Source organism: Streptomyces sp. NPDC030991 (genome assembly GCF_055571235.1).
Window position 1 is genome coordinate 54,554 of sequence record NZ_JBVIFR010000003.1, and the last position, 17,326, is coordinate 71,879.

General features: G+C 73.4%; 13 protein-coding genes, 1 pseudogene and 1 riboswitch. Of the genes and pseudogenes, 8 read left to right on the forward strand and 6 right to left on the reverse strand.

The genetic code is table 11. The features are described 5' to 3' along the window. Window positions 1–153: 153 nt before the first annotated feature. Window positions 154–486: pseudogene (locus ACZ45E_RS06420) on the forward strand (LuxR C-terminal-related transcriptional regulator); the annotation flags it as partial. On the opposite strand, the gene ACZ45E_RS06425 reads toward ACZ45E_RS06420, so the two are convergent. The 6 genes from ACZ45E_RS06425 to ACZ45E_RS06450 form a co-directional block, all read right to left on the reverse strand. Further along, window positions 400–2,154, reverse strand: a complete 1,755-nt coding sequence (locus tag ACZ45E_RS06425) for an ATP-binding cassette domain-containing protein (RefSeq protein ID WP_468218237.1) — start codon at window positions 2,152–2,154, stop codon at window positions 400–402. The pseudogene ACZ45E_RS06420 and the gene ACZ45E_RS06425 sit on opposite strands and share 87 nt — an antisense overlap. Before the next feature lie 125 nt (window positions 2,155–2,279). Beyond that, on the reverse strand, window positions 2,280–4,064 hold the full coding sequence (locus ACZ45E_RS06430) for an ABC transporter ATP-binding protein (RefSeq protein ID WP_468217274.1): 1,785 nt from the start codon (window positions 4,062–4,064) through the stop codon (window positions 2,280–2,282). 90 nt (window positions 4,065–4,154) lie between these two features. Then, window positions 4,155–4,292 (reverse strand): SapB/AmfS family lanthipeptide, encoded by a 138-nt coding sequence (locus ACZ45E_RS06435; protein WP_468217277.1) that lies wholly within the window; start codon window positions 4,290–4,292, stop codon window positions 4,155–4,157. Window positions 4,293–4,381: 89 nt separating this feature from the next. Next, on the reverse strand, window positions 4,382–7,015 hold the full coding sequence (gene lanKC / locus ACZ45E_RS06440) for a class III lanthionine synthetase LanKC (RefSeq protein WP_468217278.1): 2,634 nt from the start codon (window positions 7,013–7,015) through the stop codon (window positions 4,382–4,384). Window positions 7,016–7,233: 218 nt separating this feature from the next. Further along, window positions 7,234–7,467 (reverse strand): ferredoxin, encoded by a 234-nt coding sequence (locus ACZ45E_RS06445; RefSeq protein ID WP_468217279.1) that lies wholly within the window; start codon window positions 7,465–7,467, stop codon window positions 7,234–7,236. Window positions 7,468–7,469: 2 nt separating this feature from the next. Beyond that, window positions 7,470–8,942: an aldehyde dehydrogenase gene (locus tag ACZ45E_RS06450; RefSeq protein ID WP_468217282.1), complete on the reverse strand. Its 1,473-nt coding sequence runs from the start codon at window positions 8,940–8,942 to the stop codon at window positions 7,470–7,472. A 194-nt stretch (window positions 8,943–9,136) separates the two neighbouring features. Here ACZ45E_RS06450 and ACZ45E_RS06455 point away from each other — a divergent pair, with 194 nt between their 5' ends. The 7 genes from ACZ45E_RS06455 (at window position 9,137) to ACZ45E_RS06485 (ending at window position 17,198) form a co-directional block, all read left to right on the forward strand. Then, entirely contained in the window at window positions 9,137–10,225 is a 1,089-nt protein-coding gene (locus tag ACZ45E_RS06455) for an MBL fold metallo-hydrolase (protein WP_468217283.1), read from the forward strand. A gap of 309 nt (window positions 10,226–10,534) precedes the next feature. Further along, window positions 10,535–10,777, forward strand: a complete 243-nt coding sequence (locus ACZ45E_RS06460) for a hypothetical protein (protein WP_468217286.1) — start codon at window positions 10,535–10,537, stop codon at window positions 10,775–10,777. Between the two features lie 13 nt (window positions 10,778–10,790). After that, window positions 10,791–11,969: a flotillin family protein gene (locus tag ACZ45E_RS06465; RefSeq protein WP_468217288.1), complete on the forward strand. Its 1,179-nt coding sequence runs from the start codon at window positions 10,791–10,793 to the stop codon at window positions 11,967–11,969. 427 nt (window positions 11,970–12,396) lie between these two features. After that, a riboswitch (adenosylcobalamin-variant (AdoCbl-variant) riboswitch) is annotated at window positions 12,397–12,471 on the forward strand. 105 nt (window positions 12,472–12,576) lie between these two features. After that, the gene (locus ACZ45E_RS06470) at window positions 12,577–13,809 is read left to right on the forward strand and encodes a prenyltransferase/squalene oxidase repeat-containing protein (protein WP_468217291.1); all 1,233 of its coding nucleotides are present in this window, start codon (window positions 12,577–12,579) and stop codon (window positions 13,807–13,809) included. Next, the gene (locus ACZ45E_RS06475) at window positions 13,806–14,459 is read left to right on the forward strand and encodes an SCO2322 family protein (RefSeq protein WP_468217294.1); all 654 of its coding nucleotides are present in this window, start codon (window positions 13,806–13,808) and stop codon (window positions 14,457–14,459) included. Before ACZ45E_RS06470 ends, ACZ45E_RS06475 begins: the two co-directional genes overlap by 4 nt. A gap of 4 nt (window positions 14,460–14,463) precedes the next feature. Beyond that, entirely contained in the window at window positions 14,464–15,591 is a 1,128-nt protein-coding gene (locus tag ACZ45E_RS06480) for an energy-coupling factor transporter transmembrane component T (RefSeq protein ID WP_468217296.1), read from the forward strand. Then, a complete protein-coding gene (locus tag ACZ45E_RS06485; RefSeq protein WP_468217299.1) occupies window positions 15,588–17,198 on the forward strand; it encodes an ABC transporter ATP-binding protein in 1,611 nt (536 codons plus the stop codon). Before ACZ45E_RS06480 ends, ACZ45E_RS06485 begins: the two co-directional genes overlap by 4 nt. The last annotated feature ends 128 nt before the right edge of the window (window positions 17,199–17,326 follow it).

Consider the following 17,326-nt stretch of genomic DNA (forward strand, 5'->3'; position numbering starts at 1 on the left):
CTTGTGCACGATTCCTGTCTGATGCGTTCGGCTCTGGCCGAACGCCTGGACAGGGAGCCGGACCTGGAGATATTTCACGCGCCGTGGCGCAGCGCGCCCAACAAGGCGGGATCGCTCAAGCCGCAGATATGTGTGGCCGACCTGGACTGTGAAATGCCGTACGGCATACCGCCGTTGGGCGAGTTACGGTGCCCGCTGGTGGTGCTCGCCTCCACCAGCAGGCCGGGACAGCTGCGCCGCGCCGTGGAGGCGCAGGCGCTCGGTTACGTGGACAAGGACGGGCCCGTGGAGCGGCTCCTCACCGGCATCAGACAGGTCGCCCGCGGCGAGCGGTACGTCGACGACTCCCTGGGATTCGGGTTCCTGAAAGCCTCTCAGAACCCGCTGACGTTAAGAGAGTTAGGGGTGCTGTCGCTCGCCGCCGAGGGCGCTACGGTCTCCGAGATCGCGCGCCGACTTCATCTGTCCAACGGCACGGTACGCAACTACATGGCCGCCATCACCCGCAAGATCGGCGCCCGCAACAGGATCGACGCGATCCGCATCTCCCAGGGCGAGGGCTGGCTGTGACCCGCCGGGCGCTCCCCAGGCCCCCGCCAGGTCGCGGTAGAGCGCCGAGCGTACGAGCAGCTCCTCATGGCGGCCGCAGACGGTGCGCGGACCGTCCATGACGAGGATCCGGTCGGCCCGGTAGGCGGAACTGACCCGGTGGGCGATGACCACCAGGGTGCCGCCGGGCCGGGCGGCGAACGCCCGCTCGGCGCGCTCCTCGGCCGCGGGGTCCAGATGGCAGGTGGCCTCGTCGAGCACGGCCAGGGGCGCGGCCGAGAGATAGGCGCGGGTCAGCGCGATCAGCTGCCGCTCCCCCGCCGACAGGGCCGTCGGGTCCAGCGGCGCGTCGAGCCCGCCGAGCCGGGCGAGCAGCGCGTCGAGGCCGGTCGCGGCGGCGGCCCGGCCGAGCTCGGCGTCGGGCACCGGGTCCTCGCGCAGATAGCCGAGGTTGTCGCGCAGGGTGCCGCTGAAGACGTACGCCTCCTGCGGGATCAGCACCCGTTCCGCCGCGGCCTGCGGGGCGCGCGCGGGCAGCCCGCAGACCCGGATGTCGCCCGCGCCGGGCACGAGGAGCCCTGCGGCGAGCCCGGCCAGGGTGGACTTGCCGATGCCGCTGGGGCCCACCACCGCGAGGTGGCCGCCGCGCGGGACGGTGAGGGTGAGGCCGTCGAGGACCGGGTCGGCGCCGGGCCCGTAGGCGAAGGTCAGCGAGGACACTTCCAGGGCGGGGGCGGCCGGGTCCGGAGCGGCGCCCGCGTACGCCGACTCCTCGTCCGGGTCGGTCTGTCGCCCCGTCTCGGCCGTCAGCCTGCGCAGGACGACCACCAGGCGGGAGCCGCCCGTACCCAGGCCGTGGACCAGGTTCTGGAGGGCGGGGAGCAGGGACTGGCTGACGTAGGCGAGGGCGCCGACCAGGGCGCCCGCGCTCACCCCGTGGTCCAGGGTCCAGGGCGCGGTCACCAGGAGCAGCAGGAGCGGCAGCTGGCCGCCGATGCCGAGGGCGACGACCCGCGGCACCGCCCACCAGGCCAGGGTGCGCGATGCCCGGAACTGGCGCTCGATCAGCGTGTCCGCGCCGCGGGCCGTCGGCTCCTCGGCGCCGGTCGCGGTGACGTCCCTGAGCCCCGCGCAGACGAGGGCGAGGCGCGCCGAGACGTTCTCGTCGGCGATCAAGAACGCCTCCTGCCCGCGGGAGAGGGGGCGCAGCGTGCCGAAGAACAGGGCGAGGCCGGCGACCAGCGGTGGCGCGACGACGAGCAGCAGCACGGGGGCGAGCGAGAACAAGCCGATCAGGGCGCCGGCCGCGGTGAAGACGAAGGACCGGGACACCATGATCAGGCCGGCGAAGGTGTCCCGGGCGATCTCCACCTGCTGGGTGAGGCGCGACACCGCTCCCCCGTCGCCGTCCCGCACCCCGCGCTCCACGACCCGGCGCACGAGGAGGTCCCGCAGCGGCTCGACGAGCCCGGCGACGGCGCCGAAGACGCGGGCCGTGCCGAGGGCACCGGCCCCGACGCCGAGCGCGGCCACGCCGAGCCAGAGCAGGCCGGTGTCCTGGCGCCCGGCGAGGAAACCGTCGTCGAGCGCGCGGGCGAGAGCCATCCCGAGCACGAAGGTCTGCCCGGTCTCCAGGACCGACCAGGCGATGAGCCGGGCGACCGTGGAGCGGCGCCGCAGCAAGAAGCGCAGACCCTTGCGGTACGTTCCCGGGCGGGCGGGGGTCGTGGTCACGCTGCCCCACCGGCCCCGGCGCCGGCGCCGTCCCTCGTACGGTCGGCGCCGCTGTCGCCCGCGAAGACCGCCCGGTAGTCGGGGTCGCGCCACAGCCTCGCGTGCGGGCCGAGCGCGCGGATGCGGCCGCCGTCGAGCCAGGCCACGGTGGAGGCGCGGGCGGCGGTCGTGGCGCGGTGGGCGACGACGAGGCGGGTGGTGCCGGGGGCGTGCCGCAGCAGGGCGGCGGCGATCTCCCGTTCGGTGATCATGTCGAGGCTGGAGAGGGCGTCGTCCAGGACGAGCAGCCGCCCACCGTGCACGAACGCCCTTGCCAGACCGAGGCGTTGGGCTTCGCCGCCGGAGAGGGGTGCTTCCGTCGGGGCCGTGGCATACCCGTCGGGGAGACGGCGTACGAAGCCGTCGGCGTGGGCGGCCTCCGCGGCGCGGACGATCCGTTCCGGGGCGGGCGCGGCGGGGCCGAGAGCGATCGTGTCGGCCAGGGTGTCGCCCAGCAGGGCGGGCCGTTCGAAGGCGTAGCCGATCGCGGCGCGCAGTTCGGCGCGGCTCAGCTCGGGCAGCGGTGTGCCGTCGAGGAGGACGGTGCCCTCGTCCGGGTCGGCGAGGCGGCCCGCGAGGGTGGCGAGCAGCGATTTGCCCGCGCCGGACACGCCGACCACGGCGAGCGTCTCGCCCGCGGGGACGGTCAGGTCGACGCGGTCGAGGACGGTGCGGCCGTCGCGGCGCACGGTGACGCCGCGCAGCTCGAGCAGGCCGCCCCCGGCGCCGAGCCGGCCGTCTCCGTAGGGGGGCGCGGGCTCGTCCAGGACGTCGCCGAGCCGTTGTCCTGCGGCCCGGGTGCGGACCAGGGCCGAGATGTCGCCGACGAGCATGCCGACGCCGGTGGCGAGGACGGCGTAGCGGGACGCGGCGAGCAACTCCCCGACGGAGAGCCGGTGGTGGAGGAGGAGCAGGCCGGCGGTGGCGATCACCGCGATCTGGAGCAGCGGCGCGAGGGCCACCGCCCCGGCGCTCGCCCGGCCCTGCACGCGCCACAAACGCATGCCGTGGTGGGCGAGCCGGGGCAGCGGTTCGAGGACGCGTGCGGTCTCGCGGTCGGCGGTGTGCGCGGCGGCGATGGTGCGGGTCCCGCCGATCGCCTCGGTGAGCCGGGTGGCGAGGGAGCCCTGGGCCTCCAGGTAGGCGGCGACGCAGTCGGTCGAGGCCCGGGCGAAGGCGCGCAGCAGCAGGGCGAGCGCGGGCGCTCCGGCGAGGAACGCGACGACGAGCCAGGGGTCGATGAGTCCGAGGGCGACGAGCGCGCCGACGGGCAGGGTGAAGGTGGCGGCGAGGGCGGCGACGGTCGCGGGGGCGGGCCCGGCCTGTGCGGTGCCGCCGACGAGCCGCGCGACGAGGTCACCGGCGGGGAACCGGGCGGTGGCGCCGGGTCCGACGGCGAGGACGTGGCGGACGAGTCCCCGGCGCAGCCAGGCCGTGGTGCGGGCGCTGGTGGTGCCGGTGAGGACGCCCTCGCAGGCGTCGAGGAGGGTGAGGCCGCCGAGCAGCGCGGCGGTGGTCAGCAGCCAGCGGCCGACGTCACCGTGGGCCGCGCCGCCGGCGGAGTCCGCGGCGAGCAGGGCGTCGACGGTGCGGCCGAGGACGTACGGGAGCAGCAGGCCCACGCCCGCGGAGACGACGGTGAGCAGGCACAGGGCCAGGCACCGGCCGGCGCTGTGCCGGGTCGCGGTGCGCAGGAGGGTGTCGCCTGACGTCTGCACGGGGCCTCGCATCCGTGGTCGCATCCAAGGGGCGCCGAACGGGAACGGGGCCGCCCCAAGGGGCGGCCCCGCCGTCATCGGTACCGAACGATCTTCACCGGGGCGGACGAACCGTCACAGACAAAGGATCGTGCTGTTGGAGCTGTGCTTGTCGCAGAGGAGCAGGCTCACGTTGCTGCCCGCGCCGCCGCCACCGCCGCCGCCGCCGGTCGTCTCGTCGGCTTCCATGCTCTGCAGGTCGAGAAGTGCCATGGTCTTACCTTTCGTCAAGGTCTGTCTTTGTGGGGACGGGATTGTGCTGTGCGGTTGTGTCACGACTCCGGACGATGCCGGAGCCGGGTTCAGGGCCGCCGCAGGGGCGGCAGGAACGGCAGGTGGGCGCCGCGTTCCTCGTCCAGGGCCGCGCCGAGCGCGAGCAGGCAGCCGGCCGTGCCGCTGCCGAGGTCCATGGAGAGGCGCATCATCTGGTGCCCGGGGAAGGCGAGGTGGTCCTTGTAGCGCATCCCCAGCCAGCCCAGAGAGTCGACCTGCGCGGCGAGCCGCGCTTCGGTGGCGCCGGGCGCCGTGGTGCGGGCGAGGTGCAGGATCATTCCGGCGCGGCCCTCGAACAGGCCGGGCTGGACGTAGAAGCGGGAGGTGGCGGCGGTGACGACGGCCTGCCGGACCTGCTCGGGGTCCCGTCCGCCGAGCTCCGCGCCCGGGGCGAGTTGGAGGTAGTCGTCGAGGACCATGCCGACGCCCACGCTGCCGTCGCCGAGATACGGCATGGTGCGCCAGCCCTCGTCGACGTGGAGGCCGCCGTCGGACGCGGTCCGGCACCGGTCGAGGTCCAACTCCAGCGCTTGTCCGGCCAGTTCCAGGTGTTCCGCGGTGCCGGTGTGCTCGTACAGGCGCAGTAGGAACAGGGCGGGCCCGGTCAGGCCGCGCATCAGTCCGGCCCGCCGCTTCGAGGTCGGCACGCGGTCCGTGGCGCCTATGTGGACGATGTGGTCGGCGACGAGGCCGGCGGCCTCCAGGGCCCGGTCGGCGAGCGCGCTCTCGCCGGTGGTGCGGGCGAGGTGGTCGAGGACCAGGCCGACTCCGGCGAGCCCGCTGTTCAGTTCCGTGGTGAGCCGCCGCCACTTCTCGCCGAGCAGGCGGTCGATCAGGTCGAGGGCGCGCTGCCGGTGCCCGAGCCGCTCCAGGACGAGGGCGACGCCCGCGATGCCGTCGTAGAGGCCGAGCGCGGTGCCGGGCGGTACCGGGTCGGTGTGGTCGAGGAGCCAGCGTTCGCCCTGCTCGTAGCGGGCGGCGCCGGTCTCGGCGAGGGCGTGCAGGACGCCGGCCGCGCCGTGGGCGAGGCCGAGGCCGCCGCCGGTGGCGAACTGGAGGACGTCGCCGGGGAAGAGCCGGTCGTCGCGGTCCGGGGTGGCGGAGGCCAGGATGCCGGCGACCATGGAGTCGCGGCTGTGCGGCCAGTCGCCGGGGTCGGCGAGCGGAGTGGTGCCGGTCGCTCCCCTCGTCGCGACCGGCACGTCGCTGATCCCGCGGGTTATCTCCGCGACCGCCTCGTCCAGGAACTCCCTGGGCACGGTGGGGAATTCGCCGGCTATCACGTCGGCCAGGTGGGCGGCCTTGGCGCGGTCCACGACGAACAGCGTCGTCACGGGCAGGAACAGGGCGATCCGCAGACACGCGAGGGCGTAGCGGTCGATCTCCGTGCCGGTGCGGTCGAGCGGCGCCCAGAAGCCCGGGTGGGCCAGCATCTGGCCGTCGTTCTCCTCGACGCGGGTCGCGGCCTCGAAGTCGATGAGGGTGACGGACTCCGCGCCCTCGACGTCCGAGTCGACCATGATGTTGAAGAGGTGCAGGTCGTTGAAGACGAGGCCGCGCTCGTGGACGGCGGCGACCGCCTTCTCCACGGCCGCGTTGATCCGCAGCACCCAGGCCGCGTAGTCGGCGACGGCCGCCGGCTCCGGGTCGGGGGCGAGCAGCGGGTGGCGTTCGGCGAAGAACGCGTTGAGCGGGCGTCCCGGCACGAGGTCCATGACGAGGAAGCGGTGGTCGCCGATGAGGAACCAGTCGCGTACCTCGGGTGCGACGCCGAGCCCCGAGAGGCGCTCCAGGGCGGCCTTCTCGCGCTCCAGGCGGGCGATGGCGTCGCCCCCGTCGGCGGCCAGGCCGGCGTGCGGGCGGCCTTCCTTGAGGACGACGGCGCGGCCGTTACGGGTGTCGACCCCGCGGTAGACGCCGCCTCCGTTGGAGAAGTGCAGGGCCTTCTCGAAGCGGTAGGGCAGGTCGGTGACGGTCGTGGCGTTGCGGGCGTCGAAGTGGGGTTTGAGGAACTCCGGCAGGGGCACCCAGTCGGGGACCTGGAAGGACGGGTCCCTGTTGTCGGGTACCAGGCGTCCCTCGCCGTCCTCGATGGCGGTGACGAGCGCGCCGCGTTCATTGGCGACCAGCCGGCGGGAAAAGGCGCCGTACCGTACGTAGAGCGGACCGTCGCCCCAGCGGAGGTCGGTGAGAATATACGGTCCCTCGAAGCCGCGCAGCAGTTCTTGCAAATCCTCAAGTATTCGGTGACATCGTTCGTCGTCGGCCGGATAGATGGTGACGAACTTGCCGCTGGTGTCGCGGCTCGCGTATTTCGCGTTCCGCAGGTGCAGGAGATGCGGCTCCGGAACGAATTTGAAGGGAATGCCGCGGGGTATGCAGTAGTCCCAGACGGCCGAGGCGATCTTCTCCGCGTTGTCCCGGGTGGCGGAGGCATGTATTTTCCAGCCCTGGCCCGGGCCCTGACGCGGCGTTCCGTCGTCGTCGAGCGGGGTGAGATTCAGCCATTCACCGTTGCTGTCGGAGCGCCATCCGGCCGGGACCGCGCGGCGGGCCGTATCGAACTCGGGCAGGCGCCGCGCTTTTCCGTCGGCGGAGAGCCGCTCGGGCGTCTCGTAGAAATTCGGATCGGCAAGGGCGTAGACCTCGTACCGCTTGTCCATGGTGTTGGCCCTCCCCCTTCGACAGCCCGTTGTCGGACGGCAACGAGATTCGCACGCACCCAGGGAGCCGGACAGTCACAACTGTCATCAGAAAATATGCGAAACGCACGAGGCAAGTAATGTTCGCCTTGTTCGAGTTCACGCTTTCGCCCTGTGCGACCGGTCGCGTCCACGAGCAGAACGGAGCCGCCGCCGGGGAGGGCGGCGGCTCCGCGGGGTCACTCCTCGGGCGGGAAGACCGGCTCGCCGCCGCCGACGAGCGTGATGCCGATCGCCTCGACGGGACAGCCCTCCGCCGCGGCCAGGACCTGCTCGTTCGCGTCCGTCTCTGGGTTCTCCGGATGGGACTGCCGGGCCGCGTCGAGGCGGAAGGCGCCGGGCGCGTGGTGCAGGCACGTGCCCGAGCCGATGCACACGCCCCGGTCGACCTCGACGTGCCAGCGGTCGCCCATGTTCAGCCCTCCTCGGGTGCGTACCCGGCGGGCAGGTGGATCATCTTGTGCTCCAGGTACGCGCTGTACCCCTCGGGCCCGAACTCCCGTCCCAGGCCGCTGTTCTTGTAGCCGCCGAAGGGGCCGAGCATGTCGAGGCTGAAGGTGTTCACGTTGTACGTGCCGGTGCGCACCCGCCGCGCGATGTCGACGCCGTGCGCGACGTCGGCGGTCCACACGCTGCCGCTGAGCCCGTAGTCGGAGTCGTTGGCGATGGCGACGGCCTCGGCCTCGTCGCCGTACGGGAGGAGGCAGATGACCGGGCCGAAGATCTCCTCGCGGGCGACGCGCATGCCGTTGTGGACATCGCCGAAGAGGGTCGGCTCGACGTACCAGCCGTGCTCCAGGCCGGCCGCGGTGGGCGCGCCGCCGCCGGTGAGGACCTTGGCACCCTCCTCCTGGCCGATGCGGATGTAGTCGAGGCTGCGCCGCTGCTGGCGCTCGGCGACGAGCGGGCCGACCTGGGTGGCGGGGTCGAGCGGATCGCCGACGACGAGGGCGGCCGCGGCCGCCGTGAACGCCTCGGCGAACTCGTCGTAGCGGGAGCGGGGCAGCAGGATGCGGCTCTGGGCGACACAGGCCTGACCGTTGTTCATCCAGGCCGCGGGCACGACCCCCGCGACGGTCGACTCCACGTCGGCGTCGGGCAGGACCACGGCGGCCGACTTGCCGCCCAACTCCAGGGTCACGCGCGTCAGATGACGCGAGGCCACCTCCATCACACGCTTACCGGCCCCGACGGACCCGGTGAAGGAGATCTTGTCGATGCCGGGGTGCCCGACCAGGTACTCGCTCACCTCGCGGTCGGCGGGAAGGATGGAGAGCACCCCTTCGGGCAGCCCGGCCTCCTGCGCGATCTCGCCCAGGACGTACGCGTCGAGGGGTGACTCCGGCGACGGTTTGAGGACGACGGTGCAGCCGGTGAGGAGCGCGGGCGCGAGCTTGGCGGCGGCCACGAACTGCGGCACGTTCCACGGCACGACGGCCGCGACGACCCCCACCGGTTCGCGCCGCACCAGCAGCTTCCCGAGGGCGCCGTCGCGGGTCTCCTCGTACGTGAAGGCGCGCGCGACGTTGATCGCGGAGTCCCACACCATCATCGCGCCGAGTGCCTGGGCCAGCACCGACCAGGAGTAGGGGGAGCCGTTCTCCTGGGAGATGATCCTGGCGATCTCCTCGTGGCGGACGGCGATGGCGTCCTTGATGCGGCTGACGACGGCGATCCGCTCGTCGAGGCTCATGCGCGGCCAGGGTCCCTCGTCGAAGGCCAGGCGCGCGGCGGCGACGGCGCGGTCCACATCGGCGGGCGCGGCGTGCGGCACCCGCCCGAAGACCTCGCCGGTGTGCGGGGAGACGACCTCGATGACGTCCTTGCCGAGGGGGTCGGTCAACTCCCCGCCGATGAACAGCTGTCCGTGTTCCACGAGCTCGGTCATGGCGACTTCCGCTTCCGTGACGTTTTCTGACGGTGTATCAGAACTGATACCAGTTCTAGTTGGGATGCGGAAGGGTGGGGGCGGCGGCCAGAAGGTCGGCTCGGGCGACCAATGAAACAAGTTCTACAAGTTCCATTACAGTGACCGGAGTTCGGCGCGCGGGACAGGCGCTCCGGCGGCGGAGAGGCGAGCCCATGGAAGAGACGTCGAAGACGCCGGGGACGACAGCGGCGACAGCGGACACGCAGGTGACCGACCACGGCGGGGGCGTGCACAGCATCCGCGTACCCATCCCGGACAACCCCCTCGGCCACACCCTCATCCACCTCCTGGACACCGACGCGGGACCGGTCCTCATCGACACCGGCTGGGACGACCCCACCTCCTGGACCGCGCTGACCTCGGGCCTCACCGCGTGCGGCACCGCCGTCACCGACCTCACCGGCGTCCTCATCACCCATCACCACCCCGACCACCACGGCCTCTCCGCGAAGGTCCGCGAGGCGTCCGGCGCGTGGATCGCCATGCACGAGGCGGACGCGGCGGTGGTGCGCCGCACCCGGGAGAACCCGCCCGCCCGCTGGTACGCGTACATGGGCGCCAAGCTGCTCGCGGCCGGGGCGCCCGAGGACCATGTCGCGCCGCTGCTCGCCGCCGCGGAGACGGGCCGCCCGCGCCGCCTGCCCGGACTCGACGCGGCCCTGCCCGACCGCACCGTCACCCCGGGCGACCTCCTCGACCTGCCGGGCCGCAGGCTCCGCGCGATCTGGACACCGGGCCACACCCCGGGCCACCTCTGCCTGCACCTGGAGGAGGAGCACCCGGCGGGGCTGCCCGGCAACGGCCGCCTCTTCTCCGGCGACCACCTGCTGCCCGGCATCACCCCGCACATCGGCCTCTACGAGGACCCGGCCGTCGAGGGCGGCTCCACCGATCCGCTCGGCGACTACCTCGACTCCCTGGAACGCGTCGGCCGCCTCACCCCCGCCGAGGTGCTCCCCGCCCACCAGCACCCCTTCACCGACGCCCCGGCCCGCGTACGGGAGTTGCTGGAGCACCACGAGTCCCGCCTCACCGACCTCCGCGCCCTGCTGGCCACGCCCCTCACCCCCTGGCAGCTCGCGGAGCGCATGGAGTGGAACCGTCCCTGGGCCGACATCCCCTACGGATCACGCACCATCGCGGTCTCCGAGGCGGAGGCGCACCTGCGCAGACTGGTGAAACTGGGCCGGGCGGAGGCGGTGGCCGGGAGCGATCCGGTGACGTACGCGGCGACGCCCTGACGGGGCGCGGATCTTTGCCGTGCGTGGATGGTTACGTCTCTGGCCGTGGGCGTAGGGTCTGGTTCAGAGCCTGTCTTCAAACTCCCGTCGTCGCCCGGAGGGCGGCCCCTCGGCGTCTGGTGCGTGCTCTCGGCGTGGTGGGTGCAAGGCCTCGTACTGGACGTACTTGGCCTTACGCCCAGCGCGGCGAGTGGGGGCACCCCCGGCCGGAGGCTGGGGGAGCGTGCCAGGCGTCGCGGGGCAGACGGGAGTTTGAAGACAGGCTCGCAAGGGCTCATCTGAGCTGGAATGACGAGGGGGCGGCCGCCGATGGCGCCGGACGAGGCTGTGGTCGGCTGTACGGGGGAGCTGGTCGTCGGTACGCGTGGGGCCGCCGGGCCGGGTGAGGTGCTGGTGCGGGTCAGGGGCGGTACGGAGACGTTCATCGCCCACTCCGACCAGCCGCTGACCCGCGGCGCGACCGTGCTGATCATGGAGTCCCTCGGCCACCGGCAGGTCACCGTCATGGCGTGGGGCGATCTCCCGTCCGGCGACGGCGGCGGCGCCCGCTAAGGAGACATCAGGGATGTTCGGATATCGCGTTCCCGCCCCCGACGAGGCGATGCTGATCTCGGGCGGCAGGCGGGGACTTGGGGGAGCGCCGTTCCGCGTCGTCACCGGGCACGGGAAGTTCGTCCTGCCCGTGTTCCGCAAGACCCGCTTCCTCTCCCTCGCCATGAGCGAGGCGGAAGTGGTGGAGAAGTGCGTGACCCGGCAGGGCATCGCCCTGACCGTGCGCGCCGTCATCGCCTTCAAGGTCGGCAACGACCAGGAGTCGATCGTCAACGCCGGCCAGCGGTTCCTCTCCGACCAGGACCAGATGTCCATCCTGACCGGGCGGATCTTCGCCGGCCATCTGCGGTCCATCATCGGCTCGATGACCGTCGAGGAGATCGTCACCGAGCGACAGAAGCTCGCCACCGAGGTACTGGACACGTCGAAGTCCGAGATGGCCAAGATCGGCCTGCACGTCGACTCGCTCCAGATCCAGTCCATCGACGACGGCGACACCGGGTACATCGAGGCCATGTCGCAGCCGCACAAGGCCAACATCCGGCGGGCCGCGCAGATCGCCCAGGCCCAGGCCACACAGGCGTCCACGGAGGCGGAGCAGGCGGCGGCCCGGATGCAGGCCGAGTTCGCGCGGCAGACCGCGGTCGTGCAGGCCGAGTACAGCGCCCAGGTGGACCGCGCCAAGGCCGAGGCCGAGCAGGCGGGTCCGCTGGCGCTGGCCCGCGCCCAGCAGGAAGTGCTGGCCGCACAGACCGAACTCGCCCTCAAGCAGGCCGAACTGCGCGAGAAGCAGCTCATCGCGGAGATCGTGAAGCCCGCCCAGGCGGACGCGGAGCGCATCCGTGTCCTGGCGCTGGCCGAGGCCGAGCGCATGAAGATCCAGGCGGAGGCCGCCGCGTCGTACGACCGGGTCGCCCTCGACCGCATGCTCATCGACCAGCTGCCGCAGATCGTGAAGGAGGCGTCCGCGGGGCTCGCCGGGGCGAACGTGAACGTCCTGAACGGCGCGGACGGGCTCGGCGAGATCGCCGCCGGGCTCGTCGGGCAGGGCCTGACCATTCTCGACTCGGTCCGCAAGAACCTGAGCGGGCAGGAGGGGACGGCGGCGCCGGGTGCGGTGATCGAGCGGTATCTGGGGGCGCCGGCGCCGGCGCCTCGGGCGGGCGATGACGGGCCCGTCGACGTTCGGTGACGCCTTCGCTGGGGCGGGCGGGAGGGGCGGGGTTTGTCTCGCCGGCGCCTCTCGCCGGCCGGCGGGGCGTCGTGTGTGCTCGGGCCCCGGCCCGGGCAGGGGGCTCTCGCCGTGCGGGTGGGGGCTGCTCGGCGGGTGCGGGTCCGCGGTGGTTGCTCGCGCCGTTCCCCGCGCCCCTTACGGGGCTCGGTTCGGCGCCGGATGTGCCTCTCGTCCTGCGGGCGGGGGGCCTCTCGCCGTGCGGGCGGGGGCTGCTCGGCGGGTGCAGGTGCGTCGTGGTTGCTCGCGCCGTTCCTCGCGCCCCTTGCAGGGTTCGGTTCGGCGCTGGATGTGCCTCTCGCCCCTGGCGGGGCTGGGTTCGCGCGGGGGCGCTTTCGCTCTCTCGGGGGTGGGAGCGGGTGGCCGGTACAGTGGGCGGGTCGTCATACGCGCGTGCGAGGGGAAGCCGGTGTGAGTCCGGCGCTGATCCCGCAGCCGTGAAAGCCGGAATGCCTCGGGCGCGTCATGATCGGCTCAGGACCGTCGAGGCATACGGAACCGGAGCCGCCCGGTGCCTGTGTGTGCCGTGCCGCCCGGGTCCCCCGCAGGGAGAGGCACCCGCCCCACCATGAACATTCGCCGCACCGCCGCGCTCGTCGCCGCGACCGTCGTGATCGGCGCCGTGAGCGCGCAGGCCGCGTTCGCAGAGGGTGCGGACAGTGCCTCCCCCTCCCCGAAGGCCGTCGTGCCGTCGGGCCTCTACGGAAAGTCCGACCCCACCTACGACGGCGTGTGGCGGCAGTCCCTCGCCCTCGTCGCCCAGGACACGGCCGGGGTGAAGCCGGCGGAGAAGGCCATCGCCTGGCTCGCCGGGCAGCAGTGCGAGAACGGCGGCTTCGCGGCGTTCCGCGCCCGGCCCGGCGCGGCGTGCGACGCCAAGACGGCCCTGGACAGCAACAGCACCGCCGCCGCCGTACAGGCCCTGGCCGCGGTCGGTGGCCGGGACGGCGAGGTCGCCAAGGGCGTCGACTGGCTGAAGAAGAACCAGAACGGTGACGGCGGCTGGGGCTACAACCCCGGCGGCGCCAGCGACGCCAACTCCACCTCCGTCGTGCTCGGCGCGCTCGCCGCCGCGGGCCAGAAGCCGGCCGACGTGACGTCGGGCCCCGGCAAGTCCGGCCTGGACGCCCTCGCCTCGTTCGCCCTGCCCTGCTCGGACGGCAAGAGCGCCGGGGCCCTCGCCTACCAGCCCGACAAGAAGGGCAGGCTCGCGGCCAACGCCGACGCCACCGCGGCCGGTGTCCTCGGCGCGCTCGGCACCGGCTTCGCACCCGGCAAGGGCAAGGCTCCGGACGCGTACACCTGCGAGGACGGCAGGGCGCCCGAGGACATCGCGCACAACGGCGCCGTCTACCTCCAGAACCAGCTCTCCACCCACCTCTACCTGAAGTCCCAGCTGGCCGGCGCCGAGGACCAGCCCGACTACGGCAACACCGCCGACGCGGTCGCCGCCGTCGCCGCCGCGGAGGGCATCAAGTACACGAAGGACCCCTACGCCTGGCTGGAGAAGAACGCCAAGGGCTGGGCCGCGCAGTCCGGGCCCGCGGCCTACGCCCAGCTGATCCTCGCCGCGCACGCCACCGGCAACGACCCGCGCGACTTCGGCGGCACCGACCTGGTGAGCGCCCTGAACAAGACCGGCCCCGCGCCCGCCTCCGCGAAGTCCGCCGACGACGGCGAGAAGAAGGACGACGAGAGCGACGGCGGCGGCTTCGGCACCTGGTGGATCGTCGGCGTCATGTTCGTCGCCGCCGTAGGCGCCGGTTTCCTGCTCAGCGGCCGCAAGAAGCAGCAGCTGTGACCCGCAGGGGGACGGCCGGGCTCATACTCGGCCTGCTGCTCGCGCTGCTCACGCTCACGGCGGCTCCGGCGCAGGCCGCGGGGTACCGGTACTGGTCGTTCTGGGAGCGGGACGGCGGGTCCTGGACGTACGCGTCGCTGGGCCCGTCCGGGACCACGCCGTCCGACGGTGACGTACAGGGGTTCCGGTTCGCGGTGAGCGCGGACACCAAGGACGCCACGCAGCCGCGCGGCACCGCCGACTTCACCGCCATCTGCGCCGGCACCCCGGCCAGGGACGGCGACAAGCGCGTCGCCCTCGTCATCGACCCCGGCACCGCGCAGGACGCGCCGGGCGGCGAGACCCCGCCGAAGCTCCGCACGGCCTGCGCGCGGGTCGGCGAGGACGCCACCACCGCCGACGCGCTCGCCTCCGTCGCGAAGCCGCTGCGCTACAACAGCAACGCGCTGCTGTGCGCCGTATCCGGGTACCCGCGGACGGGCTGCGGCGAGCAGGTGACCAAGGAGTTCGCCGGGTCCGGCGAGGCCGCGGACACCTCTCCGGCGAAGCCCTCCCCCGCCGGTCCGTCCGTCGGTGTCATCGCCGGTGTCGTCGTCGTCGCCGCGCTCGGCGTCGGCGCGATCTGGCAGGCCAAGCGCCGCCGCGGCTGACGCGATGACCGGCCGTACGCTGCGGGCCCCACAGGCCCACCGTTCCAACGCCGTGCATCCGGGCGCCTGGTGGCTCTGGGCGCTCGGCCTCGGCACGGCGGCCTCCCGCACCACGAACCCGCTGCTGCTGGCTCTCCTGATCGGCGTCGCCGGATACGTGGTGGCGGCGCGGCGGACCGAGGCGCCGTGGGCGCGTTCGTACGGGGCGTTCGTGAAGCTGGGCCTCGCGGTGATCGGGATCCGCCTGGTCTTCGCCACGGTCCTGGGTTCGCCGATCCCCGGCACGCATCTGCTGTTCACGCTGCCCGAGGTGCCGCTGCCCGACTGGGCGCAGGGGGTGCGGATCGGCGGCAAGGTCACGCTGGAGGGCCTGACGTTCGCGTTCTACGACGGTCTGAAGCTGGCCGCGCTCCTCGTCTGCGTGGGCGCGGCGAACGCCCTCGCCTCCCCCTCCCGCCTCCTCAAGTCGCTGCCGGGCGCGCTGTACGAGGCGGGGGTCGCCGTCGTGGTGGCCATGACGTTCGCCCCGAACCTGATCGCCGACGTACGCAGGCTGCGCGCGGCCCGACGGCTGCGCGGCCGCCCGGACAAGGGCATGCGCGGCCTGCTCCAGGTGGGGCTCCCGGTCCTGGAGGGCGCGCTGGAGCGTTCGGTGTCCCTGGCGGCCGCGATGGACGCCCGCGGCTACGGCCGCACGGCCCAGGTCCCCCCGGCCGTCCGCCGCGCCACGGCGACGCTCACCCTGGGCGGCCTGATCGGGGTCTGCGCGGGCACGTACGGCCTGCTCGCCGCGTCCGGTGCGGGCTACGGCCTCCCGGTCCTCCTCATCGGGGTGGCCTCGGCGCTCGGGGGCCTGTGGCTGGGGGGCCGCCGCTCGGTCCGCACCCGGTACCGCCCCGACGTCTGGGGTGTGCGGGCGTGGCTGATCGCGGCGTCGGGCACGGTGGCGGCCGCGGTGATGATCTGGACGGGCACGCAGGACCCGTCGGCCCTGCAACCCCAGGTCGTCCCCCTCGCCACCCCGGCCCTGCCGCTGTGGCCGGCGGCGGGCATCCTGCTCGGCCTGCTCCCGGCCTTCGTGGCCCCCGCCCCGCACCCCTCGTCCGCACAGCCGCCGGAGGCAGCGCAGTGATCCGCTTCGAGAATGTCTCCGTCCGCTACGACGACGCGCCGCGCCCCGTCCTCTCCGGTATCGATCTGGTCGTACCCGAGGGCGAGTTGATGCTCCTCGCGGGTCCGTCGGGGGTCGGCAAGTCGACGCTGCTCGGGGCGGTGAGCGGGCTGGTCCCGCACTTCACCGGGGGCACGCTCTCCGGCCGGGTCACGGTCGCGGGCCGCGACACCCGCACCCACAAGCCGCGCGAACTGGCCGATGTCGTCGGCACGGTGGGCCAGGACCCGCTCGCCCACTTCGTCACGGACACGGTGGAGGACGAGCTCGCGTACGGCATGGAGTCGCTGGGGCTGTCACCCCCGGTCATGCGGCGCCGGGTCGAGGAGACCCTGGACCTCCTGGGCCTGGCCGGCCTGCGCGACCGCCCGACGGCGACGCTCTCGGGCGGCCAGCGGCAGCGGGTGGCGATCGGCTCGGTCCTCACCACGCACCCCCAGGTCCTGGTCCTGGACGAACCGACGTCCGCGCTCGACCCGGCCGCGGCGGAGGAGGTCCTCGCGGTCCTCCAGCGGCTGGTCCACGACCTCGGAACCACGGTCCTGATGGCCGAGCACCGCCTGGAACGGGTGGTGCAGTACGCGGATCAGGTGGCCCTGCTGCCCGCGCCGGGGGAGCCTCTGCGGGTCGGCGACCCGGCACGGGTGATGGCCGACTCCCCCGTGTACCCCTCGGTGGTCGGCCTCGGGAGGCTGGCGGGCTGGGACCCGCTGCCGCTCACGGTCCGGGACGCCAGGCGCGCGGCGACGGGGCTGCGAAGCCGCCTGGCCGGGTCAGCCCCGTCACCGGACCGCGCGGCGGTGGCGGCCGGCGGTGACGTACTCGCGGCCATCCGCGGGCTCGGGGTGCGCCGCGGCCGGGTGGAGGCGCTGCGCCGGGTGGACCTGGAGGTGTCACAGGGGGAGATCATCGCTCTCATGGGGCGCAACGGGGCGGGGAAGTCCACGCTCCTCGCCACCTTGGTCGGGATGATCGAGCCCAGCACGGGGAGGGTGACGGTCGGCGGCTCGGACCCGCACCGGACGGCGCCCCGCGACCTGATCCGCAAGGTGGGTCTCGTCCCCCAGGAACCCAGGGACCTGCTCTGCGCGGACACGGTGGCGGCGGAGTGCGCGGCGGCCGACAAGGACGCGGCCGCGACCCCGGGCACCTGCCGGGCGCTGCTCACCGAACTCCTCCCGAACATCGAGGAGGACACCCACCCCCGGGACCTCTCCGAGGGCCAGCGCCTCACGCTCGCGCTGGCGATCGTCCTGACTGCGGCCCCTCCCCTGGTCCTGCTGGACGAGCCGACCCGGGGCCTGGACTACGCGGCGAAGGCCCGCCTCACCAAGATCCTCCGCGGCCTGTCCGCCGACGGCCACGCGATCGTCATGGCGACGCACGACGTGGAGCTGGCGGCGGAGCTGACGCACCGGGTGGCAATCCTCGCGGACGGCGAGATCGTGGCGGACGGCCCGACCCCGGAGATCGTCACGTCCTCCCCGTCCTTCGCCCCGCAGGTGGCGAAGGTCCTGGCCCCGCAGCAGTGGCTCACGGTGAGCCAGGTGGCGCAGGCCCTCTCATGACGAACAAGACCCCGGAGCCACGCCCGAGCACGCAACAAGACGACCCAAGGGGCCGCGCCGGGATGCCCCCGCAGGACACCGCAGGAACCCAGCGCAGGCCAACCCGCCTATGGCGGACAACAGGCGCG